This window comes from Flavobacterium sp. FlaQc-48 (assembly GCF_044007335.1).
GTDB lineage: Bacteria > Bacteroidota > Bacteroidia > Flavobacteriales > Flavobacteriaceae > Flavobacterium.
This window is the reverse complement of the sequence record NZ_JBIPCR010000003.1, coordinates 149,505-173,013: the sequence shown is the minus strand read 5'-3', so window position 1 is coordinate 173,013 and position 23,509 is coordinate 149,505. Positions and strand designations below refer to the sequence as shown.

At 36.0% G+C, this 23,509-nt stretch carries 15 protein-coding genes and 1 pseudogene; 10 read left to right on the top strand and 6 right to left on the bottom strand.

What is annotated here, in order from left to right:
• The first annotated feature begins 108 nt into the window (after nt 1–108).
• Complete coding sequence (locus tag ACHRWY_RS06105) at nt 109–2,217, top strand: prolyl oligopeptidase family protein (RefSeq protein WP_395353365.1); 2,109 nt, start codon at nt 109–111, stop codon at nt 2,215–2,217.
• A gap of 402 nt (nt 2,218–2,619) precedes the next feature.
• A complete protein-coding gene (locus ACHRWY_RS06100) occupies nt 2,620–3,615 on the top strand; it encodes a Gfo/Idh/MocA family protein (protein ID WP_395353364.1) in 996 nt (331 codons plus the stop codon).
• Nucleotides 3,616–3,801: 186 nt separating this feature from the next.
• On the opposite strand, the gene ACHRWY_RS06095 is transcribed toward ACHRWY_RS06100, so the two are convergent.
• On the bottom strand, nt 3,802–4,734 hold the full coding sequence (locus ACHRWY_RS06095; RefSeq protein ID WP_395353363.1) for an outer membrane beta-barrel protein: 933 nt from the start codon (nt 4,732–4,734) through the stop codon (nt 3,802–3,804).
• Between the two features lie 177 nt (nt 4,735–4,911).
• Nucleotides 4,912–9,456, bottom strand: coding sequence for a DNA polymerase III subunit alpha (gene dnaE / locus ACHRWY_RS06090; RefSeq protein ID WP_395353361.1), 4,545 nt, complete (start codon nt 9,454–9,456; stop codon nt 4,912–4,914).
• A gap of 384 nt (nt 9,457–9,840) precedes the next feature.
• Here dnaE and ACHRWY_RS06085 point away from each other — a divergent pair.
• The 5 genes and pseudogenes from ACHRWY_RS06085 to leuB form a co-directional block, all read left to right on the top strand.
• Nucleotides 9,841–10,107, top strand: a pseudogene (locus ACHRWY_RS06085) (helix-turn-helix domain-containing protein); the annotation flags it as partial.
• 525 nt (nt 10,108–10,632) lie between these two features.
• Nucleotides 10,633–12,027 (top strand): 3-isopropylmalate dehydratase large subunit, encoded by a 1,395-nt coding sequence (leuC, locus tag ACHRWY_RS06080; RefSeq protein WP_194615249.1) that lies wholly within the window; start codon nt 10,633–10,635, stop codon nt 12,025–12,027.
• A gap of 101 nt (nt 12,028–12,128) precedes the next feature.
• Nucleotides 12,129–12,725: a 3-isopropylmalate dehydratase small subunit gene (leuD, locus tag ACHRWY_RS06075; protein ID WP_395353359.1), complete on the top strand. Its 597-nt coding sequence runs from the start codon at nt 12,129–12,131 to the stop codon at nt 12,723–12,725.
• Between the two features lie 131 nt (nt 12,726–12,856).
• Nucleotides 12,857–14,377 (top strand): alpha-isopropylmalate synthase regulatory domain-containing protein, encoded by a 1,521-nt coding sequence (locus ACHRWY_RS06070; protein WP_395353358.1) that lies wholly within the window; start codon nt 12,857–12,859, stop codon nt 14,375–14,377.
• 117 nt (nt 14,378–14,494) lie between these two features.
• Entirely contained in the window at nt 14,495–15,556 is a 1,062-nt protein-coding gene (leuB, locus tag ACHRWY_RS06065; RefSeq protein ID WP_395353357.1) for a 3-isopropylmalate dehydrogenase, read from the top strand.
• Nucleotides 15,557–15,685: 129 nt separating this feature from the next.
• Here the strand turns inward: leuB and ACHRWY_RS06060 are convergent, their stop codons facing one another.
• Both ACHRWY_RS06060 and ACHRWY_RS06055 read right to left on the bottom strand, forming a co-directional pair.
• Nucleotides 15,686–16,045 (bottom strand): RNA-binding protein, encoded by a 360-nt coding sequence (locus ACHRWY_RS06060; protein WP_026982652.1) that lies wholly within the window; start codon nt 16,043–16,045, stop codon nt 15,686–15,688.
• A 141-nt stretch (nt 16,046–16,186) separates the two neighbouring features.
• Nucleotides 16,187–16,666: a DUF6252 family protein gene (locus ACHRWY_RS06055; protein WP_395353355.1), complete on the bottom strand. Its 480-nt coding sequence runs from the start codon at nt 16,664–16,666 to the stop codon at nt 16,187–16,189.
• Between the two features lie 196 nt (nt 16,667–16,862).
• Here ACHRWY_RS06055 and ACHRWY_RS06050 point away from each other — a divergent pair, with 196 nt between their 5' ends.
• From ACHRWY_RS06050 to ACHRWY_RS06040, 3 genes are all read left to right on the top strand, one after another.
• Entirely contained in the window at nt 16,863–17,429 is a 567-nt protein-coding gene (locus ACHRWY_RS06050) for a 30S ribosomal protein S16 (RefSeq protein ID WP_395353353.1), read from the top strand.
• Nucleotides 17,430–17,444: 15 nt separating this feature from the next.
• Entirely contained in the window at nt 17,445–17,969 is a 525-nt protein-coding gene (gene rimM / locus ACHRWY_RS06045) for a ribosome maturation factor RimM (protein WP_395353351.1), read from the top strand.
• A gap of 90 nt (nt 17,970–18,059) precedes the next feature.
• A complete protein-coding gene (locus ACHRWY_RS06040; RefSeq protein ID WP_395353350.1) occupies nt 18,060–18,767 on the top strand; it encodes a tRNA1(Val) (adenine(37)-N6)-methyltransferase in 708 nt (235 codons plus the stop codon).
• A gap of 539 nt (nt 18,768–19,306) precedes the next feature.
• Here ACHRWY_RS06040 and ACHRWY_RS06035 read toward each other — a convergent pair.
• Together ACHRWY_RS06035 and ACHRWY_RS06030 are read right to left on the bottom strand one after the other, a co-directional pair.
• Nucleotides 19,307–20,599 (bottom strand): HlyD family secretion protein, encoded by a 1,293-nt coding sequence (locus tag ACHRWY_RS06035; protein ID WP_395353349.1) that lies wholly within the window; start codon nt 20,597–20,599, stop codon nt 19,307–19,309.
• A 3-nt stretch (nt 20,600–20,602) separates the two neighbouring features.
• Nucleotides 20,603–22,795, bottom strand: a complete 2,193-nt coding sequence (locus tag ACHRWY_RS06030; RefSeq protein ID WP_395353348.1) for a peptidase domain-containing ABC transporter — start codon at nt 22,793–22,795, stop codon at nt 20,603–20,605.
• Nucleotides 22,796–23,509 lie beyond the last annotated feature (714 nt).

Genomic DNA, 23,509 nt, shown 5'->3' with positions numbered 1-23,509 from the left:
GTTAAACTGTAACTAAATGAACGTATACATCTTATAGGGTTTAACTTTTTATCGTTATCATTTCACAACAAAAAAAGCTATTTTTGTTACAACCGTTAAACAAAAACTATGAAAAAAACATTTCTTCTAATGGCAATTACAACTGCAGGAATTTCGTTTGGGCAAAATAAAATCCAATATCCACAAACCAAAAAAGGCGAAACTGTTGACGTCTATTTTGACACAAAAGTTAACGATCCTTATCGTTGGCTTGAAGACGACAAATCAGCTGAAACCGGTGCATGGGTAAAAGCGCAAAATGAAGTTACTTATGGCTATTTAGATAAAATCCCTTTCCGTGATGAACTTAAAAAGCGCATGGAAAAATTATGGAACTATGAAAAAATCAGCGCTCCGTTTGTAGAAGGAAAATTTACTTATTACTATAAAAACAACGGACTTCAGAATCAATCTGTTATTTACAGAAAAGGACAAGATGGCAAAGAGGAAGTTTTCTTAGATCCGAATACCTTTTCTAAAGACGGAACAACTTCTCTTGGTGGTTTAAATTTTTCTAAAAACGGAAATAAAGCGGCCTACTCTATTTCTGAAGGCGGAAGCGACTGGAGAAAAGTAATCATTATTGATGCTTTGTCTAAAAAAGTACTGGAAGACACTTTAGTTGATGTAAAATTTAGCGGTATTGCATGGCATGGAAACGAAGGGTTTTATTACTCCAGCTATGACAAACCAAAGGGCAGTGAATTATCAGCAAAAACAGACCAGCATAAATTGTATTTCCACAAGTTAGGAACTTCTCAAAAAGAAGACAAAATTATTTTTGGGGCAGATGAAAAACGCAGGTATATTGGTGGTTATGTTACTGAAGATGATAAGTATCTGGTAATTTCAGCAGCCAATTCTACTTACGGAAACGAACTTTACATTAAAGATTTAACAAAACCAGACAGTCCAATTGTTACAATTGTAAACAATTTTAACAGCGACAATCAGGTTATCGAGAATGAAGGAAGTAAATTGTTTATTGAAACAGACTTAAACGCACCAAACAAAAGAGTTGTTACTGTTGATGTAAGCAATCCAAAACCTGAAAACTGGAAAGATTTCATCAAAGAAACTCAGGATATTTTATCTCCTTCAACTGGTGGCGGATACTTCTTTGCTAATTATACAAAAGATGCTGTTTCATTTGTACAACAATACGATTACAGCGGAAAATTAATTCGTGAAATCAAACTTCCGGCTGTAGGAACTGCGACTGGATTTGGTGCAAAAAAGAATGAAAAAACTTTATACTACAGCTTTACCAATTATACAACTCCGGGAACAATCTATTCATTAGAACCAAAATCAGGTAAATCTGCAATATATCAAAAACCTAAAGTTGATTTTAAAAGTGAAGATTACGAATCAAAACAAGTCTTCTATACTTCAAAAGACGGAACAAAAATCCCGATGATTATCACCTATAAAAAAGGAACAAAATTAGACGGTAAAAATCCAACCATTCTTTACGGTTACGGCGGATTCAACATTAGTTTAACACCAAGTTTTAGCATTGCCAATGCTGTCTGGTTAGAAAACGGAGGTGTTTATGCTGTTGCCAACTTAAGAGGCGGTGGTGAATATGGTAAAAAATGGCACGATGCCGGAACGAAATTGCAAAAGCAAAATGTATTTGATGATTTTATTGCTGCAGGCGAGTACTTAATCGCTCAAAAATATACTTCATCTGATTTCTTAGCCATTCGCGGAGGTTCTAACGGAGGTTTATTAGTTGGAGCAACTATGACACAACGTCCTGATTTAATGAAAGTGGCACTGCCGGCAGTTGGCGTAATGGATATGTTACGTTACCATACTTTTACCGCTGGTGCAGGTTGGGCTTACGATTACGGAACGTCTCAGGACAACAAAGAAATGTTTGAATACCTTAAAGGATATTCTCCTGTACAAAACGTAAAAAAAGGGGTTCAGTATCCTGCAACTATGGTTACAACAGGCGATCATGACGATCGTGTTGTTCCTGCGCACAGTTTTAAATTTGCTGCCGAATTACAGGAAAAACAAACAGGTCCTAATCCGGTTTTAATTCGTATTGATGTAAAAGCGGGTCACGGAGCAGGAAAATCTGTTGCTGCAACAATTCAGGAAAATGTAGACATTCAGGCATTCACACTTTACAATATGGGATTTAAAGCTTTGCCTAAAAAATAAAACTTTAGTCTTTTAATCTTTATTAGCCACGAATTCACAAATTATTTTTGTGAGTTCGTGGCTAATTTTTTGTACCCTTTTTTTGCCACAGATTAAAATGATTTTTATAATCTGTGCGTTTATTTTGCCAAGAACTTAATTTGATTTTACCGCAAAGTTTTTTATACAAAAGTATCTTTAGAAGATGCAAAGTTCGCAAAGCTTTGCATTGAACCAGCTTTGCGAACTTTGTGTTTTTTACAAAACCAGGCTGATACAAAAACTTTGCGTGCTTTGCGGTAAAATAAAATCTGTGTGCATCTGCTTAAATCTTTTAAAATCTGCGTGAAAAATAATTCGCAAAAATTAGTGCAATTCGTCGCAAACCTTTTTTAAATTTGAATGAACTAAAAAACCAGAAAAATGAAAATTGTAAAATGGGGAATTATTGGCTGCGGTAATGTAACCGAAGTAAAAAGCGGCCCGGCTTTTCAGAAAACGCCAAACTCAGCATTAGTGGCTGTTATGCGAAGAGATGCTGCACTTGCTGAGGATTATGCCAAACGCCATAATGTTTCTAAGTGGTATTCAAACGCTGCTGATTTAATCAATGATCCTGAAGTTGATGCTGTTTATATTGCTACACCTCCATCTTCTCATAAAGAATATACCATTTTATGTGCCAAAGCCGGAAAACCGGTTTATGTAGAAAAACCAATGGCTCTAAACTTTGAAGAATGCAACGAAATGATCAGTGTTTGCAAAGAACATAATGTCCCATTGTTTGTTGCTTATTACAGAAGAAGTTTACCGAGATTTCTAAAAATAAAAGAACTAATCGATCAGAACAAAATTGGGACTGTAAGACATGTAAATTGTGTTTTATACCATCCGTTTGAAGAAAGATATGACGATGAAATCAATTTACCCTGGACGGTTTTACCACACATTTCCGGAGGGGGGATTTTTGTAGATTTGGCTTGTCATACTTTAGACTTTCTTGATTTTGTATTGGGCCCAATTCAATCCGTTCGCGGACATGCAAGTTCACAACTTAAAGCATATCCGGCAGAAGACGCTGTTTCTATGTCCTTTTTATTCGAAAACGGAATTCATGGAACAGGTTTGTGGAATTTTGCCAGTTTTGAACGTTATGACAATACTGATATTGTAGGTGATAAAGGAAAAATTTCTTTTTCGACTTTTGGAAATGATCCCATACACATTCAATACACAAATGGAGAAAAAGAAAGCATTACGATCGAAAACCCACTTCATATTCAGCAACCTTTTATCGAAACTGTTGTTACAGAACTTTTAGGGAATGAAGGTTTTTCTCCATCAAAAGGGACATCGGCAGCCAGAACAACCTGGGTAATTGATGAAGTTTTGAAAGAGTTTAGGAGTTTGAATTCATAATAATTGGACACATTTTGTCATTTCGAGGAACGAGAAATCACACTCGTAAATCGACATAGACTGGCAATCTTCTTTTCAGAATTTCTTGTGTGATCCCTCGTTCCTCGGGATGACAAGATTGCACAAAACAAAAAAGAGGATACTCTAAACGAATATCCTCTTTTTTATAAAATATAATTCCTTAAATTATAGGCTGTATTTAAGACCGAAAGTAAGCCCTAAACCTGAAATACCAACAAAAGAACTGATATCATCAGTAGCTCTAGTACTGTCAAAACCTGCGGCATTAGTTACTTTACTATTCGAATCAGTATTGATTTGCTTCACATATTTTGTATGATTTGCAGAATATGAAGCATCTGGACGGAAAGTTGTTGGTGTATTTAATTTATCTACACCATTTTCAGTATACACTTCCGTTTCTTTAGTTTTACCATGCACAGTAAAATTACGATATTCCAGTTCAGCAAAAACAGAAATATGTGTACCTAATTTATAAGATGTACCTAAAGCTGCTAAAAATCCAACCGTTGGGTTTGGTTTTACAACATCTTTAGTATAGGTGTTTGTCACTCCTGCTGGATTTGTATAAGCTCTAGTAGTCTCGATCTCTAATGTACCATGAACAGGAACTATAACTCCAACTTTAGTATATGGCTCGAAACCATGAGATTCACCTAAAAATAATACGACTGCAGGTGCTACATCGAATGCCTCAATTTTACCTTCAGCTTTACCTGTTGCAAAAGTTGGTCCTGCAGCTACTAATCTATTGGTAGTTTCAACCATAGTTTTGCTGGCACTACTAAAATAATTGAATCCTAATTCAACTCCTAAACGAGGAGTAAAACGGTATCCAGCTGTTAATCCTGTTCGGAAGCCTTGTCCAAATGAACCATGATTTGTTTCTCTAGAAATTAAAGTAGTCCCATTTGCAGCATATACATCTGTATTAGGCAAGGCTCCTGATACAGTTGGAAATTCAGTAGCAGCAGTTTGAATAAAATAAGATCCACCTAATTTAAAATACCAACTTTCTGGTTTATCTGCTTTTTCTGTTTGCGCCATCGTGGCCATAGAGCAAACTAATAATCCTAATAAAAATAGGTTCTTTTTCATAATTCTGATTTAATTAATTTTTACAAACTTAGATTATTTTAACATAATCTTACAATTTGCATGTTAGACTTTGGAACGAAATCGTTGTAATTTTAGTCTAAATTACTAAAAAACTACTATGCATGCATAATTTTAACACTAAAAAAATGCATAGCCCAAAATTTTAACTGTTAAAATTTAGTTTAACTTAAAATTTACCTGCATTTTTTCCAATTCTATCAATAACTCTGTCGAAATTTTGACTTTTACCCTTCGGCTTGGCATCGATAATTTGGTTACTACTTTAATTTCCTCCACTTCATTTACTTCCTGAATTTTAGTTTCTTCTAGTGAAGCATCTGTATCTTCTGTCTCATTCTCATCTACAAAAACAGCATCATCCGCTTCCTCAAAATCAGTAGGAGTTTCTACCTCAACCAAACGTTTTACCTTCTCTAATTCCATGATTTCAAAAGCCACAGAGTTGTCTCCTTTATTCTCATTAAACAAATGACTTAATTTGTGTATAAACTCTGTTTGAAGATCTTTTATATTCAGTAATAAAATCAGTTTTTTAGCGAAAGCTTCCAAGATATCCTGCAATTGTCGAATCTCAACAAACTGCATTCTCGGATCAGACTTTTTACCTGTATCATGATTTACCCAACCATCTTTGATCAATATTTTCAGGAAAGCAAAATTATTCTGAATCAGGAAATGGCGGAATTTTAAGTATTCTTCACCAAAAATCTTAAACTCATAACTTTCATCATATCCTTCTAAATTAAATACGGCCCAGCCTTTTCCGTTTTTTGCCACACGGTGCTGCACGTTATTAATAATTCCGGCAAAATTTAGATTTTTACCCACATATTCATTCATGCTTTTCAGGGACTCTAATCGGGAATTACAGAAGTATTTCATCTCGAATCTAAAATCATCCAGAGGATGTCCTGAAATATAAATTCCAACGACTTCTTTTTCTTTGGCCAATTTTTCCATCGTGCTCCAGTCTTCGCATGGAGGCACAACAGGCTCCGCAATTTGAACTTCGCTGGCTTCACCAAATAAACTTACCTGTGATGAATTTTCATTTTCCTGAAATTTAGATCCGTAACGAATTGCTTTTTCATAAAACGTTATTCCGTCACCATCATCATGAAAATATTGTGCTCTTGTGGTTCCTTCAAACGAATCAAAACCACCTGCCAATGCCAGATTTTCTATTGCTTTTTTATTAGCCGCACGCAAATCAATACGCTTCGCCAAGTCAAAAATTGATTTATACTTACCGTCTTTCCTGCTTTCTACAATGGTTGCAACAGCTCCGGAACCCACTCCTTTGATAGCGCCCATTCCAAAACGCACTGCATATTCATCGTTTACAGTAAACTTGTAAAACGACTCATTTACATCCGGTCCTAAAACCTGTAATCCCATTCGTTTACATTCTTCCATAAAAAATGATACTTGTTTGATATCATTCATATTATTCGAAAGAACCGCAGCCATATATTCTGCCGGAAAATGTGCTTTTAGATACGCCGTTTGATAGGCAATCCACGCATAACAAGTCGAGTGTGATTTGTTGAAGGCATAACTCGCAAAGGCTTCCCAGTCTTTCCAGATTTTCTCCAGAACTTTTGCATCATGCCCTTTTTTTGCCGCTTGCTCGACAAATTTAGGCTTCATTTTATCCAGTACATCTTTTTGTTTCTTACCCATTGCCTTACGCAAAACGTCGGCCTCACCTTTTGTAAAGTCAGCCAGCGATTGCGACAAAAGCATTACCTGCTCCTGGTAAACCGTAATTCCGTAAGTTTCTCCTAAATATTCCTCGCAGGCATCTAAATCGTATTTGATTTCTTCTTCGCCATTTTTTCTTCTTACGAAAGACGGGATATACTCCAATGGTCCCGGACGATACAAGGCGTTCATGGCAATTAAATCTCCAAAAACCGTTGGCTTCAGGTCTTTCATGTATTTCTGCATTCCGGGTGACTCGTATTGGAAGATCCCAACCGTTTCTCCTCTCTGGAAAAGTGCATACGTTTCGACATCATCAATTGGGAATGTATCCGGGTCCAGATCAATTCCGTTTCTGTATTTCACTAGTTTAACGGTGTCTTTGATCAGCGTAAGGGTCTTCAGACCCAGGAAGTCCATCTTTAGCAATCCGGCACTTTCTGCAACCGAGTTATCGAACTGTGTTACATATAAATCAGAGTCTTTTGCTGTAGTAACGGGAACGAAATTCGTAATATCCGATGGCGTAATAATTACCCCACAGGCGTGAATTCCGGTATTTCGCATCGATCCTTCCAGGATTTTTGCCTGTTGAATCGTTTCTCCGGCCAAATCATCTTCATTGGCAATCGCGATCAATTCTTTTACATTATCAAATTCATCAGAACGAAGGGCTTTTTTAACTTCATCTTCGTTTTCAGAGATAAAACGCGCCAGATTCCACTTAGATGGCATCATGGCCGGAATCAGTTTTGCAATTCTATCGGCTTCAAACAATGGTAAATCCAGTACACGCGCTGTATCACGAATCGCTGATTTGGTTGCCATTTTACCATAAGTGATAATTTGCGCCACCTGATTTTTTCCGTATTTATTGATTACATAATCCATTACACGACCACGACCCTCGTCATCAAAGTCAATATCAATATCGGGCATGGATACACGATCCGGATTCAGGAAACGCTCAAAAAGCAAATCGTACTTAATCGGGTCAATGTTGGTAATTCCTAAACAATAAGCAACGGCAGATCCCGCTGCAGATCCACGACCGGGACCTACCGAAACGTCCATATTTCGGGCTTCAGCGATGAAATCCTGAACGATCAAAAAGTAACCCGGGTATCCGGAATTTGAAATGGTTAATAACTCAAAATCCAGACGTTCCTGAATCGATTCCGTTATTTCGCCATATCTCTTTTTAGCCCCCACCATGGTCAGGTGACGCAGGTATTTATTTTCACCCCGAACACCGCCATCGGCTTCATCTTCCGGAACCACAAACTCCTGAGGAATGTCAAATTTAGGAAGCAATACATCGCGATAAAGCGAATAAATCTCAACCTTATCTACGATTTCCTGAATATTGATAATGGCTTCAGGCAAATCCGCAAAGAGTTTTTTCATCTCTTCCTGCGACTTGTAATAGTATTCCTGATTAGGCAATCCGTAACGATATCCACGGCCACGACCAATTGGTGTAGCTTGTTTTTCACCATCTTTTACACACAACAAAATGTCGTGTGCATTGGCATCTTCTTTATTTAAATAATAGGTATTGTTTGTCGCAATTAATTTGACGTTGTGTTTTTGAGAAAATTCTATCAGGGTTTTGTTTACACGATTTTCGTCTTCCTGATTGTGGCGCATTACTTCCAGGTAAAAGTCATCACCAAATTGTTCTTTCCACCAAATCAAAGCTTCTTCGGCCTGATTTTCACCAACGTTCAGGATTTTACTCTGGATCTCTCCGTATAGATTCCCGGACAAAACCATGATATCTTCTTTGTATTGCTCGACAATTTTTCGATCAATTCTCGGAACATAATAAAATCCGTCAGTAAAAGCAATCGACGACATTTTCGCCAGATTGTGATACCCATTTTTGTTTTTGGCTAATAATACAACCTGATTTCCGTTGTCTTTTTTGCTTTTATCCAGGTGATTGTCGCAAACATTAAATTCGCACCCTACAATTGGTTTTATTTCGGTTTCTGTTGGTTCTTCGCCTGCCTCAACCAAAGCTTTATTTTTTCCGGAAGCCGCTTTGTTGTGGTTCATAACGGCGCTTACAAAGTGAAAAGCCCCCATCATGTTTCCCGTATCCGTCATGGCAACGGCAGGCATTCCGTTTTTGGCTGTAGCCGCTACAATATTCCCAATACCTATAGTCGATTGCAAAACCGAAAATTGGGTATGATTGTGTAGATGCGCGTATTTTGCTGCTTTAAAATCTTCTCTGTCAGAATGTGAAACTGTAGTTTCTTTACCAACAGATTCCAGAGCTTTTAGCTGCTCTCTGATTTTATCAGAAGCCGCTTTTAAGTTGATGTGTTTTAAACCAATTAATGGAAATTCCTGAGGATTTCTATTTTGAAATTCCTTAAAATAATCCTTTGGGACATCCAGTTCTTCTTTGGTAAAAACTTCTCTTCTGATTAACTCCAGGAAACAACGCGTAGTTGCCTCAACATCGGCAGTAGCGTTGTGGGCTTCTGCGAAAGGTTTATTAAAAAGATACTCGTGTAATTCTGTTAAGGTGGGTAATTTGAACCTTCCTCCACGACCTCCGGGAAGCTTTAGCAAGGAAGCCGTAACTTCGGTACAAGTATCCAAAACCGGCATTGAACTCATTGGCGAATCCACACCCATTCTATGAAACTCAGCCCCCATAATATTGACATCGAAACCTAAATTCTGCCCAACAATAAACTTCGTTTTGCTTAAAGCGATGTTAAATTTCTCTAAAACTTCAGCTAAGGTAATTCCATCGGCTTCTGCCAATTCAGTCGAGATTCCGTGAATACGTTCTGCATCATACGGAATATTAAATCCTTCAGGTTTAACCAAATAATCCTGATGTTCGATCAATTGCCCCATTTCGTCATGAAGCTGCCACGCGATCTGAATACAGCGGGGCCAGTTATCAGAATCGGTTATGGGAGCATCCCAGCGTTTTGGTAATCCGGTTGTTTCGGTATCGAATATTAAATACATAGGTTTTGTAAAAAGACAAATTAAAAAATTCCAAATCCCAAAGCCTTATGTCTCATAAATACCTGATTTAATGAGTTGTAAAAAAACTTAAAGTACACTTTGGAAGAAGTTCAAATTTACGCTTTTTTTAGAGATATAAAGAAGTGAAAGTTGTTAACAAAAGCATTAATTAAAACTCTATGAATGCAGTTCGCAAAAAAAATAAACACATAAAACATAGATTTTAATTTGATTAAAAAAAGGTTTAAAAAATCTGCATTTTACACATAGCTATGTGTGTTTAAATAAGTGAAACACCTTTTTACAGTCATAAATCTATGTTTCTGTGTGTTAAAAAAATACACGAAAAGTTTTTCAGCTGTTATATAAAAAGTCATATTCTGTTTGTCAACAGTAGATTTTCTTACTTCACAAATTAGCGTTTCTACTCATTATCTGAGTGATATGCTTCGAAATTTAACCGGCCAAAATGCGCAACAGCACATTCATTCCAAATTAATTGAAAAATCGAAAGATTTCCTGATCAGCACGAACCTATCAGTAGCAGAAATAGCCTATCAATTAGGTTTTGAATATCCTCAATCGTTCAGTAAACTATTCAAAAAGAAAACAAGCTTAACGCCATTAAAGTTTAAAAACTCACTGAATTAATATTCAGAACTCCTCTAAACCCCTCTCTTTAAAACCTCCGTTTTTATTTTAAAAACATATAAATTTAATAAAAATACACTTCTTGGATGTCGTAGTATTCAGATCCTTTATTGAATCTAAATAACAACCCAAAAACTCATTTAAAAGCTTTCCTAAACCAAAAAGACACCCTCTTCAAAAAGAAATTAAAACTAACAATTATTACTATTTTTATCCAATTTGTTACATTTTTTCAAAACAATCCTTATATTTTATAGTGATTTTAAGATAAATTTGCAAACTATTAAAACAAACAACAATCAGGGAAAATTAAAGCAAAAAAAGAAAAAAGAAATTAGTTTCTAAATCATTTTTCTTCCAAAATTGAGTCTACAAAAGCGGATTCGCAATTTGTATTTTAGTTTGGGTATCGTATATAATGAAATATTGAAATTGACCCCTTTGTATCTTTTTTTACTTTTGTTTTCCTATTATAATAAGCAGGAATTGCTGTGGCTATAGAATTACAATTAAAAAAAATAAAAAATGAGTAAGACATTATTTGACAAAGTATGGGATTCACATGTAGTGCGTAAAATTGAAGATGGACCAGATGTGTTTTTTATTGACCGTCATTTCATTCATGAGGTTACGAGTCCTGTTGCTTTTTTAGGATTAAAAGCCAGAGGCGTAAAGGTTTTATACCCGGAACGTACTTTTGCAACTGCAGATCACAATACACCAACCATAAACCAACATTTACCAGTTGAAGATGCCTTATCTGCCAATCAGCTTAAAGCACTTGAAGATAATGCTGCCGAATACGGAATTTCGCACTGGGGATTAGGTCACATTAAAAACGGAATTGTACACGTAGTTGGTCCTGAAAACGGAATTACTTTGCCAGGTGCTACTATTGTTTGTGGAGATTCTCACACGTCTACTCACGGTGCTTTTGGAGCTATTGCTTTTGGCATTGGAACTTCTGAGGTGGAGATGGTGCTTTCTACGCAATGTATCATGCAGCCAAAACCAAAGAAAATGCGTATTAACGTAAACGGTCAATTAAGTAAAGGTGTTGGGCCAAAAGATGTTGCTCTTTATATTATTGCTCAGTTAACTACTTCTGGAGGAACGGGTTATTTTGTTGAATACGCCGGAGATGTTTTTGAAAATATGACTATGGAAGGCCGTATGACCGTTTGTAACCTAAGTATCGAAATGGGTGCTCGTGGCGGTATGATCGCTCCTGACCAGACTACTTTTGATTTCCTTGAAGGTAGATTATACGCTCCTAAAGGTGAAGCATGGACAAAAGCTGTTGAATACTGGAAAACACTAAAAACGGATGCTGATGCTGTTTTTGATGCTGAATTAAACATCAAAGCTTCAGACATTGAACCAATGATTACTTATGGTACTAACCCGGGAATGGGAATTGGTATCTCAAAACATATTCCGAATGCCAACCAGGTTGAAGGCGGTGAGGAAACTTATAAAAAATCTTTAGCCTACATGGGCTTTCAGGAAGACGATGTGATGATTGGAAAGCCAATTGATTATGTTTTCTTAGGAAGTTGTACCAACGGACGTATTGAAGACTTTAGGGCTTTCGCCGAAATTGTAAAAGGAAGAAAAAAAGCAGATAATGTTACTGCCTGGTTAGTTCCGGGTTCTCACGTTGTTGAAGCTCAGATTAAAGAAGAAGGTATTTTGGATATTTTGACCGAAGCTGGTTTTGTATTACGTCAGCCGGGATGTTCTGCATGTTTGGCCATGAACGATGATAAAGTTCCTGCCGGAAAATATGCGGTAAGTACTTCAAACAGAAACTTTGAAGGCCGTCAGGGCCCTGGTTCAAGAACATTATTAGCAAGCCCAATTATGGCTGCCGCTGCTGCTGTTACCGGAAAACTAACAGATCCACGAGAGTTGTTCTAGTCAATGGCAATAACAATTTCGAAAATTCAATAAATTGTTTTCAGATTTAGATTCTCATTTTCAGAAAAATCTAAAATCTAAAATCCAAAAATCTAATTAAAATGGCATACGATAAATTTAATATACTTACCAGCAGCGCAGTGCCGTTGCCTATAGAGAACGTAGACACAGATCAAATCATTCCGGCTCGTTTCCTGAAAGCTACAAAACGTGAAGGTTTTGGAGACAATCTTTTTAGAGACTGGAGATATAACGGAGATGACACTCCAAAAGCTGATTTCGTTTTAAATGATTCAACTTATAGCGGAAAAATCCTTGTTGGAGGAAAAAACTTTGGTTCAGGATCTTCCAGAGAGCACGCTGCATGGGCAGTTTACGATTACGGTTTTAGAGCTGTAGTTTCAAGTTTCTTTGCAGATATCTTCAAAGGAAACTGTTTAAATATTGGTGTTTTACCTGTTCAGGTTAGTCCGGAATTTGCCGACACTATTTTTAAAGCGATCGAAGCTGATCCCAAAACTGAATTAGAGATCAACTTACCAAATCAAACGATTACTTTATTATCAACAGGTCAACACGAATCTTTTGCGATTAACGGGTACAAAAAGAACAATATGATTAATGGCTTTGATGACATTGATTATTTGCAAAATATTAAAGAAGATATCGTGGCTTTCGCCGATAAGCTTCCTTACTAACTAACAACCTAAAAAAATGCAGTTACTCAAACTTCAGCTTTAGAGTTGGGTTTAGTAACTGCTTTATAATTTACAGAAACTGCATGATTAATTTTTATCAGGCAGTACTTTAAAGTGATATCATATTTGAAATGGAAAAAAGAAAAATTGAAATAATGGATACGACACTTCGTGATGGTGAACAAACCTCCGGAGTATCATTTTCTGCTGCAGAAAAACTGACCATTGCACAATTATTGTTGGAAGAATTAAATATTGATAGAATTGAAATTGCTTCTGCCCGCGTAAGCGAAGGAGAATTTCAGGCTGTAAAAGGCATTACATCCTGGGCCGAAGAACGAGGATATATTGACCGAATAGAAGTACTTTCGTTTGTAGACGGAGGCGTTTCGATAGAATGGATGAAAAAAGCAGGTGCCAAAGTGCAGAATTTATTGACCAAAGGCTCCATGAACCACCTGACACATCAATTAAAAAAAACACCGGAACAACACTTTTCTGAAATTGCGCAAATCATCGCCTCAGCAAAAGAAAATAATATCGAAACCAATGTTTACCTGGAAGACTGGAGCAACGGAATGCGAAATTCTCCTGAATATGTGTTTCAGTTTCTGGATTTTCTTTCTACTCAACCCGTAAAAAGAATTTTACTTCCTGATACTTTAGGCGTTTTAATTCCGTCTTTAACTTTTGAATTTATTTCTAAAATCAGAGCAAAATACCCTCAGATTCATTTCGATTTTCACGCTCATAACGATTACGATTTAAGTGTTGCCAATGTCATGGAAGCTATAAAAGCAGGTATAAACGGACTTCACGTAACCGTAAACGGAATGGGAGAACGCGCCGGAAACGCTCCGCTTGAAAGCACCGTAGCCGTAATAAACGATTATTTGCCGGAAGTTAGCATCAACATCAAAGAAACTTCCCTTTACACCGTAAGTAAATTGGTAGAAACTTTTACAGGATACAGAATCCCGGCCAATAAACCAATTGTTGGCGATAATGTTTTTACGCAAACGGCAGGAATCCACGCTGACGGAGATAATAAAAATAATTTATACTTTAATGATTTACTTCCGGAACGCTTCGGGAGAAAACGAAAATACGCTTTAGGAAAAACGTCCGGAAAAGCCAATATCGAAAAAAACCTTCAGGAATTAGGTTTAAAATTAAATCAGGAAGATTTAAAATTGGTTACTCAAAGAATCATTGAATTAGGCGACAAAAAAGAAACTGTTACCAAAGAAGACCTTCCCTATATCATTTCGGATGTTCTGGATAGTCATACTTATGAAGATAAAATCACCATAGAATCCTATGTATTAATGCATTCCAAAGGAATGCGCCCATCAACAACTTTGCTTTTAAAAATTGACGATGAAATCATTGAAGAAAGCGCTCAGGGAGACGGTCAGTTTGATGCTTTTATGAATGCTTTATCCAAAATTTACAAAAGCAAGAAACTAGCACTTCCAAAATTGATTGATTACGCCGTGAGAATTCCACCAGGAAGTAGTTCAGACGCTTTATGCGAAACGATCATCACCTGGGTAAACAACGGAAAAGAATTTAAAACACGAGGGTTAGATTCAGATCAGACAGTTGCCGCGATTATCGCCACTCAAAAAATGCTGAATGTAATTACTTAATATAGTTGCAAAGGTTGAGAGATACAAAGGCACAAAGGTTTTTCAACCTGCTTTTAAAACTTTGAACCTTTGTCACTTTGTCACTTTGAACCTTAAAATAAATAAAAACTAAAAAGAATGAAATTTAACATAGCCCTTTTAGCAGGAGACGGAATTGGTCCTGAGGTAATTAATGAAGCCGTAAAAGTATCTGATGCTATTGCAAAAAAATTCAATCATGAAATAACATGGACACCTGCTCTTACCGGAGCCGCTGCAATTGATGCTGTTGGAGTTCCTTACCCTGATGAAACGCATGAAGTTTGTATGAAAGCTGATGCTGTTTTATTTGGAGCAATTGGTCATCCTAAATACGATAACGATCCAAGTGCACCAGTTCGTCCGGAGCAGGGATTATTATTGATGCGTAAAAAATTAGGCTTATTTGCCAATGTGCGTCCTACTTTTACATTCCCTTCTTTAATCGATAATTCCCCTTTAAAAAGAGAAAGAATCGAAGGAACTGATTTAGTTTTCTTAAGAGAATTAACCGGAGGAATCTATTTTGGAGAAAAAGGAAGAAGAGACGACGGAGAAACTGCTTTTGATAATTGCGTTTACACAAGAGCCGAAGTACAGCGTTTAGCTAAAAAAGGTTTTGAACTTGCGATGACCCGTAGCAAAAAATTATGTTGTGTTGATAAGGCAAACGTATTAGAAACTTCACGTTTGTGGAGAGAAACGGTTCAGGCAATGGAAAAAGAGTATCCTGAAGTTACCGTTTCATACGAGTTTGTTGATGCCGTTGCCATGCGTTTGGTGCAATGGCCAAACTCTTATGATGTATTGATTACTGAGAATTTATTTGGAGATATTTTAACTGATGAAGCTTCTGTAATCTCTGGTTCAATGGGATTGATGCCTTCAGCCTCTGTGGGAGAACATACTTCTTTATACGAACCAATTCACGGATCTTATCCACAAGCAACAGGTTTAAACATTGCAAATCCTTTAGCCACTATTTTATCAGCAGCTATGATGTTCGAAGATGCTTTTGGATTAAAAGACGAAGCTGAAGCAATCAGAGCCGTTGTAAACAAATCATTAGAACAAGGAGTTGTAACGGAAGATTTAGCAACAAAAGGATCTAAAGCATACAAAACCAGCGAAGTTGGAGACTGGCTTGTAGCTAACTTATAGTTTATTTTGTTTCAGGTATCACGTTTCAGATTGTTGTAACGTGATACCTGAAACTTGAAACAAAAAAACCTGAAACAAAAAAAAGGGATCAACTTTCGTTGATCCCTTTTATATATTTAGAAAAAAATATTAATATCCTCCTCTGTTACCACCACGGTCATTTCCACCACGGCTGTTTCCTCCACCATAACCTCCGCGTGAATCTCCACCACGGCTGTTATTGTTGAAGCTTCTTCTTTCACCTTCAGGTTTCGGTTCAGATTTATTAACTACAATTGCACGACCTTGAACAGTAGCTCCGTTCAATTCATCAATTGCTTTTTGAGCTTCAGCGTCGTTTGGCATCTCAACAAAACCAAAACCTTTGCTTCTTCCTGTAAATTTATCAGTAATAATTTTAACTGAATCTACTGCTCCGTAAGCCTCGAAAGACTCTCTTAAATCTGCTTCCTCAATACTGAATGGAAGGCTTCCAACAAAAATGTTCATATGTACTTATTTATAATAATGTAGCAAATGTAGTCTTATTTTTCTGTAATCTACTATATATTAGTTTATTTATGTTTTTATTTTGATTTAAAAAAGAATAAACCAATAAAACCAAACAATTGTAAATTAAAAACTTAAACATTAGTACTCTAAATTTGGTGTAATCGGGATTTTATAAAAAACACCTTCTGTAAAAGTTACACTTGGTTTTTCAGGATTTCCTTCAGTCACATTTACTGCATTAAATCTAAAAGTCCCCGAAACAGTCTGATTTTGAGTATCATATTCCGTAATTACAATTTGGCCACTCCCCTTATTTGCCCCGGTAGTAAATTCAGGAGAAGTATTTGAAAAAATATTTGAACAGGAAGCTGTTTTTATATCATCAACACCCAAGATATAAGTTGCCGGCTCCCGGGAAGGCAGTCGAAAAGTTACAATCTCGGCGCCTAACTGGCCTTCAATAACAAAAGACCCGGTTCTGTTATAAGCTGAATAACTTTTAGCCCTCCAAAAAACATTGTTTTTTAAACCCTGAAAAGCAGGAGTATTGAATCTAACATCCTCAGTACAAGATGCCACGATAAAAACAAGTAATAATAAACAGAAATATTTTTTCATGCAGAATAAATTGGATTCAAAAAGAACCTTGAATGGCTATAAAACTTTAAATTTCAATTCAAAAATACTAAAAAAACAAGAAAAAGTGATCCGAAATAGATTTAATACCATTTGGAACACGTAATTCACAAAAAAATTATATCTTTGCGCCCTTAATTAACAGAGGTCGAGTACCTCAAAATTTAATCATAAGATTATGTCAGTAAAAATTAGATTACAAAGACACGGTAAAAAAGGAAAACCTTTTTACTGGGTTGTAGCTGCAGATGCACGCTCAAAAAGAGATGGTAAATACTTAGAGAAAATCGGTACTTACAATCCAAACACAAACCCAGCAACTATCGAATTAAACCTTGATAGTGCAGTTAAATGGTTACACAATGGTGCACAACCAACTGATACTGCTAAAGCAATTCTTTCTTACAAAGGAGCTTTATTGAAACACCACCTTGATGGAGGTATTCGTAAAGGTGCTTTAACTCAAGAGCAGGCTGATGCTAAATTATCTGCCTGGTTAGACGCTAAAGCTGGAAAAGTTGATGCTAAAAAAGACGGTTTAACAAAAGCGCAAGCTGATGCTAAAGCTAAAGCTTTCAAAGCAGAACAAGAAGTTAATGCTAAACGTTTAGCTGCTGCAGCTCAGGCTGAAGCTGATGCTATCGCTGCTGCAACTCCTGCAGTTGAAGAAGAAGAAGAAGTTGCTGAAACTGCAACTGAAGAAGCTCCTGCTGCTGAAGAAAATAACGAAACAACTGAAGCATAATTATATTTAGCGAGAATGCGTAAAGAAGAATGTTTTTATTTAGGTAAAATCGCTAAAAAATTTAGTTTCAAAGGTGAAGTTCTGGCTTATTTAGACACAGACGAACCTGAGTTATACGAAAATCTGGAATCAGTGTTTATTGAATGCAATAAACACCTGGTTCCTTTTTTTATTGAAAAAAGCTCATTGCACAAAAACGATTTTCTTAGAATTCGTTTTGAAGATATGAATACTGAAGAGGATGCAGACGCCATTATGGGCAATGCCATCTATCTTCCATTAAGCATGTTACCAAAACTTTCCGGTAACAAATTTTATTTCCATGAAGTTATTGGTTTTGAAATAGAAGATCAACGCTTAGGTGTTTTCGGAAAAATTGTTGCCGTTAACGATACTACTGCACAACCTCTTTTTGAAGTACTAAATGGCGAAGTCGAAATACTAATCCCGATGATAGATCATTTCCTTGTAAAAATTGATCGTGAAAATAAAAAAGTCATCATGAACCTTCCCGAAGGATTGGTGGAGATGTACCTTTAATTAGATCTTTAGACTTTTTAGATTGTTGGATTTTTAGATTATATTTAATCTCTAAAAAATCCAATTGTTAACCAATAATCATAAACCAAAATGTTTCAGTTTAAGCAATTTTCTGTAAAACAAGATAAAACTGCTATGAAAGTAGGAACAGATGGCGTTTTATTAGGCTCCTGGGCTCCAGTTTATCACCATCCGTTTAGTGTATTAGACATTGGTGCAGGAACCGGCATTATTGCTTTGATGCTTGCTCAGCGAACTCATGCGGAACAAATTGATGCCCTTGAAATTGATGAAGATGCTTACGAACAAGCCGTTGATAATTTCGAAAATTCCCCTTGGGGTGATCGTTTATTTTGTTTTCATGCCGGTTTAGATGAATTTATAGAAGAACCGGAAGACGAATACGACTTAATTGTTTCAAATCCTCCTTTTTATTCTGAAGATTATAAAACAGAAAATGAACAACGAGACCTGGCACGTTTTCAGGATGCAATGCCGTTCGAAGAACTAGTCGAGGCTGCCGCTTTATTACTTTCTGAAAATGGAATATTTGCCGTGATTCTTCCATTCAAAGAAGAACAAAATTTTATCGCTTTAGCTAAAGAATCAGAACTATATCCCATCAAAATCACACGTGTAAAAGGAACGCCAACATCTTCTGTAAAACGCAGCTTATTAGCCTTTAACCGAAATGAAAATTCAATAACGGAAGCAGATGAATTAACGATCGAAATCGACAGGCATGTTTATACTCCCGAATATATTGAACTTACGAAAGATTTTTATTTAAAGATGTGAAAAAATATTTGTCAAAATTTTGAACTTCACCAAAATATATGATTTATTGTTTCTCCTCGTTTGCAAAAAGAATTGCCCAGCCAAGAAACTCATCTTTACCTTGCTGAATGCCTGAAATGGTTGGTCTTACTTCAATATCAGGGACAATCCCAATACGTTGTGTGTTTTTTTATTAGGGTAAAAAACACCGTAAGTCGTAAACGAAGACCAAATACATTCCCTTTATAATAATCAGGATTGATTTTCCCGCAAAGCCCATACTTTTTTCTATAATATTTGAGAATTCTATATCTGTTTTTGCTTCTTCTACTTTGGGCAATATTCTGAAAAGCTGTTCATCCCAATCAAAATTTCCATTAGCGACATTTGTGTGGTAATATTTTAAAAAATCCCCAAACTTGCAGGTCACAACTAATTTTTGAGTTTTGGTTATGGGTTTTGAAAATGAATATTGAAAGAGCAAAACAAAAACAATCAGTACCGTTTTTTTTCATTTAGACATATAGGTTTCGTGGGTTAGGCAGTAACTAGTGATGTGTCTAAACCTGCTCAAAAATGCTTTTAAACTGATATAAAACACGTTCAATTAATCGCAAGTCTTCGGTTACAATTTCAGCACTTCCTTTCATTTCCTGCTGAAATATGATTTGTTTTTTATAGGACGTTTCTAATCCGTTGGGAAGGGCAACATCCAGTAGCAAATTCCCGTCTTTATCCGGCACAAGGGAAATATTTCTAATTTTGCCTCTTAGTACGCCAAATTCCCTGTCCGGAAAATTAGCCAATCTGATATTTACAGTCTGCCCAACCTTAATTTTTCCGGAATTTAAGGCCGGCGCTTTTACTTTTCCTACAAAACCATTTTTAGTATCCGGAATAATAGAGAAAACATTATCCCCTACATTTATGGTCTGATTCTCTGTCCAAACCTGTAAAAATGTTACTACACCGCTTACAGAAGACTTTAAAGTATAAGCCAGCTCCCAGTCTCTCATCACTTTTTTTAGCTGATAAAAGGATTGCGCCATGTTTCTGCCTAAAGTAACTTCTTCTTTAGTGCCGCTTATTTGCGTATTCTGACTCAATTTTGAGTTATCAATCAAAGAAGACTTCAATTGAGAAATTGAAGTTAAAAGACTTTTATAACTTTTTTGAGCCTGAAGATAACTTAGCTTCTTGACTTCCATTTCCTGAGCCGAAATAATTCCTTTGTTGAATAAGGTTTCAAAACGCGCAATTTCGTTCTTCTGAAGTTGTAATTCGCTTTCGTTAATCACTTTCTGTTGCTGCAGAATATCCAATCTTTCTTTAATTTGAACTTTTTCAGAAATCTGAGCCCGGTTTTCGACTTCAAAAGGCTGCAGGTTTTTATTGAGCTGTTCGGCCTGGTAGTCTTTTTGAAAAACAGCAAAAGCACTTTCTATTTCGCCTAATTGTGCATTTTTTAGCAAAGCAAAAGGAAACGCCTTTTTGGGGTCATTGATATTATATTGGTCCACAATACTTTTTAGTAAAAAAACATCTTTGTAATTGGCCGTATTTTCGATAATTGCCAGTGTACTGTTTTTCGACACAACCGATTTGTCTTTAACTAAAATAGCCTCAATTCTGCCTGATGATTTCGAAACTACCTTCTCTGGCGGAATATTGGTTGTAATTACAATTTGGGTATTTACGACATCCGGGTATTTAATAAACCAGGAGACAAAAAACAGCATAAAAATAATGACAAATATTAACATCGTCCCCCAGCGGATCATCCAATGTGGCACTTTGGTAAGAATGTCCTGAACTTCTTCACTTCTTAATTCGAATGTAGTATCTTCAGTCATAACTTAATTTCCTAATTGTAATTGATTTTTAACCAACTCAAAATAATTCCCTTTTTGCTCTACTAAAGCAGCATGATTTCCTATCTCAATAATTCTTCCTTTATCCAGAACCACAATCTGATCGGCATTCATTACCGTACTTAGTCGATGTGCAATAACCACAACGGTTTTGTCTTTAAAGAAAATATCCAGTTTTCGCATAATTTCTTTTTCATTATTGGCATCTAAAGCAGATGTTGCTTCATCAAAAAATAATATTTCAGGATTTTTGTAAACCGCTCTCGCAATTAACAATCTTTGTTTTTGCCCCGTGCTCATTCCCAGTCCCTCAGTACCGATTTTTGTATTGTAGCCAAGAGGAAGCTCACTAATATATTCCTTGATATTGGCCACATCAGCAGCATATACCAACCGTTCTTTATCAACCTTATCAACACCAATAGCAATATTGTTGGCAATCGTATCGCTAAAGATAAATCCCTCCTGCATTACAGCACCAATATTAGAACGCCATGCTTTTTGTGAGATGTTTCTCAATTGTGCGTTTCCAATGGTAATTTCCCCTTTTTCGGGTTCATAAAACTTAAGCAGCAATTTCATTAAAGTAGTCTTTCCGCTTCCGCTAACCCCCACAATTGCAGTTATTTTATTGGCCGGTATTTTTAAAGTCAAATCATCCAGGACCGGCATATCTGACCCAAGATAACGATACGAAAGGTTCTTCACATCAATATCCGAATCATACGGAACATCATGGGTTTGATGTTCTTCCTGTTGTGTTTCATCTTCTTTTTCGTGAATTTCAGACAATCTTGCCAATGATATTTTAGCATCCTGAAGTTCACGAACAAACTGAATAAGCTGCGCAATAGGTCCGTTTAAACTTCCAACAATCGAGTTGATAGCCAACATCATCCCCAATGTAATCGAACCATCTATTACTAATTTGGCAGACAAAAATGTGATAAAAATATTCTTAAGTTCATTTATTACTGAAGATCCTGTAGACTGTGTCTGTTCTAAAACCAATCCTTTTATCGAAACTCTGAACAATCTTGCCTGAACATACTCCCAACCCCAGCGTTTTTGTTTCTCGGCATTGTGAAGTTTAATTTCCTGCATTCCGTTAATAAGTTCCATGACCTTACTTTGCTCCTGAGAAACTTCGGCAAAACGTTTATAATCGAGTACTTCCCTTCGTTTTAGAAATAAGGTTATCCATCCAAAATAAAGTATACTACCGGCAAAAAAAACAAAGAATATCTGCAAATTGAAATAAGCCAAAACACCACCCAGAACAAACATGTTTATGACAGAAAATAAAACATTTAAAGATGACGTCGTTAAAATTTTCTCGACCCTGTGATGGTCATTAATCCGTTGCATGATATCACCGGTCATTCGAACATCAAAAAACGAAATGGGAAGATTCATTAATTTAATAAAGAAATCTGAAATAAGCGAAATACTTATCCGGGTAGAAAGATGAAGCAATATCCAGCTTCTTATAAGTTCTAATCCGGTTCTTCCTGCAAAAAGAAATAATTGGGCAAAAAGAATTAAATAAATAAAGCGGATATTTTGGTTTTGTATTCCAACGTCGACAATACTCTGTGTTAAAAACGGAAAAATAAGCTGCAATAAACTGCCCGCCAGCAAACCTACGCTAAGTTGTATCAAAAATGACTTGTATCTTAATACATATTGTGAGAGCAGGCTAAACCCTAATCCTTTATTTTCTTCCTTATCAAAATCAGACTGAAAAAACTTTGGTGTAGCTTCAATCAGTAAGGCGACTCCCTCCTCAGTAGATTCAATTGCATTATTTCCAATCCAGAATTTAAGAAACTCTTCTTTATTATATTCAATTAAACCAAAAGCAGGATCAGAAACATAATAGGTCCCTTTTTTAATTTTATAAAGTACTACATAATGATTTTTATTCCAATGCAGAATGGAAGGCAAAGGAGCTTCTTCTAACCTGTTAAGACTTAATTTTACTCCCAGCGTTCTAAATCCTATTTTCTCGGCAGCATCACTTAAAAAAAGCAAATTACTTCCTTCGCGAGTGGTTTCGCTTGCATCGCGCAGCTCCTGGATGTTAATTGTTTTACCGTAATGTTTTGCAATTATCTTTAAACAGGTAGGCCCGCAGTCTTTATGATCTGCTTGTTTGTAATGGGTAAATTTTTTCAATTCAATTTAAGAGTTAAATCATTATGCAAATAGCATTAATATCTTATATCTTACAAAAATATGATATTTACCTGCCAGAAGTTCGAAATTAATCATTTTTTCCTTTATATTTTAAATTGAAAAATTTATAAGTTTACCAATTAAAAAAGTGCATTTAAAAAAATCACCTATACTTCCACCAAAGTAACTGAATCCCATTAATTTACTAGTTTATACTTCTTGATATATTCCACACTCAATCTTGTACAGTACTCTTCAGAAGCCCATCTTGTATGTCTTTAACACAGTATTCCAATTTCTAATAATCTGTCAAGATTTAATTTCCCCTAATATTCTTCACCTCTGATTAAAGGTGCAAACCTTTCAATCTCTGTATTAAGGTCAAATACAGATTCCCTAAATATTAAATCATCTCACACAAAATTAAATTCGCCAAAGCAATATTTTTTTGGATCCGAAAGTAGTCTTTTAAAATCTTTGCTTCTGATGAAAAAAGTATTCATTGTCGCATTATTTTTATATATGCAAAAAAAATAGAGAGGAAATAATTTTCCTCTCTATTAAGTATTTAAAAACTTTATTATAAGAAATACAATTTCTGTAGGACATGGCACTGGTTAACCCTAACCAAATAAAATCAACTCAGTGACCAATTTTCCTAAGAATCCCAACACCAATCATCAATGTGGGGAAATTGCTCAATGTTCCACGATC

Coding starts and splice junctions, on each gene's coding strand:
- ACHRWY_RS06070 (WP_395353358.1), top strand. CDS start 12,857: ATGGAAAAAAGAAAAATTGAAATAATGGATACGACACTTCGTGATGGT.
- leuD (WP_395353359.1), top strand. CDS start 12,129: ATGGCATACGATAAATTTAATATACTTACCAGCAGCGCAGTGCCGTTG.
- ACHRWY_RS06105 (WP_395353365.1), top strand. CDS start 109: ATGAAAAAAACATTTCTTCTAATGGCAATTACAACTGCAGGAATTTCG.
- ACHRWY_RS06050 (WP_395353353.1), top strand. CDS start 16,863: ATGTCAGTAAAAATTAGATTACAAAGACACGGTAAAAAAGGAAAACCT.
- leuC (WP_194615249.1), top strand. CDS start 10,633: ATGAGTAAGACATTATTTGACAAAGTATGGGATTCACATGTAGTGCGT.
- ACHRWY_RS06055 (WP_395353355.1), bottom strand. CDS start 16,666: ATGAAAAAATATTTCTGTTTATTATTACTTGTTTTTATCGTGGCATCT.
- ACHRWY_RS06095 (WP_395353363.1), bottom strand. CDS start 4,734: ATGAAAAAGAACCTATTTTTATTAGGATTATTAGTTTGCTCTATGGCC.
- dnaE (WP_395353361.1), bottom strand. CDS start 9,456: ATGTATTTAATATTCGATACCGAAACAACCGGATTACCAAAACGCTGG.
- ACHRWY_RS06035 (WP_395353349.1), bottom strand. CDS start 20,599: ATGACTGAAGATACTACATTCGAATTAAGAAGTGAAGAAGTTCAGGAC.
- ACHRWY_RS06100 (WP_395353364.1), top strand. CDS start 2,620: ATGAAAATTGTAAAATGGGGAATTATTGGCTGCGGTAATGTAACCGAA.
- ACHRWY_RS06060 (WP_026982652.1), bottom strand. CDS start 16,045: ATGAACATTTTTGTTGGAAGCCTTCCATTCAGTATTGAGGAAGCAGAT.
- leuB (WP_395353357.1), top strand. CDS start 14,495: ATGAAATTTAACATAGCCCTTTTAGCAGGAGACGGAATTGGTCCTGAG.
- ACHRWY_RS06040 (WP_395353350.1), top strand. CDS start 18,060: ATGTTTCAGTTTAAGCAATTTTCTGTAAAACAAGATAAAACTGCTATG.
- rimM (WP_395353351.1), top strand. CDS start 17,445: ATGCGTAAAGAAGAATGTTTTTATTTAGGTAAAATCGCTAAAAAATTT.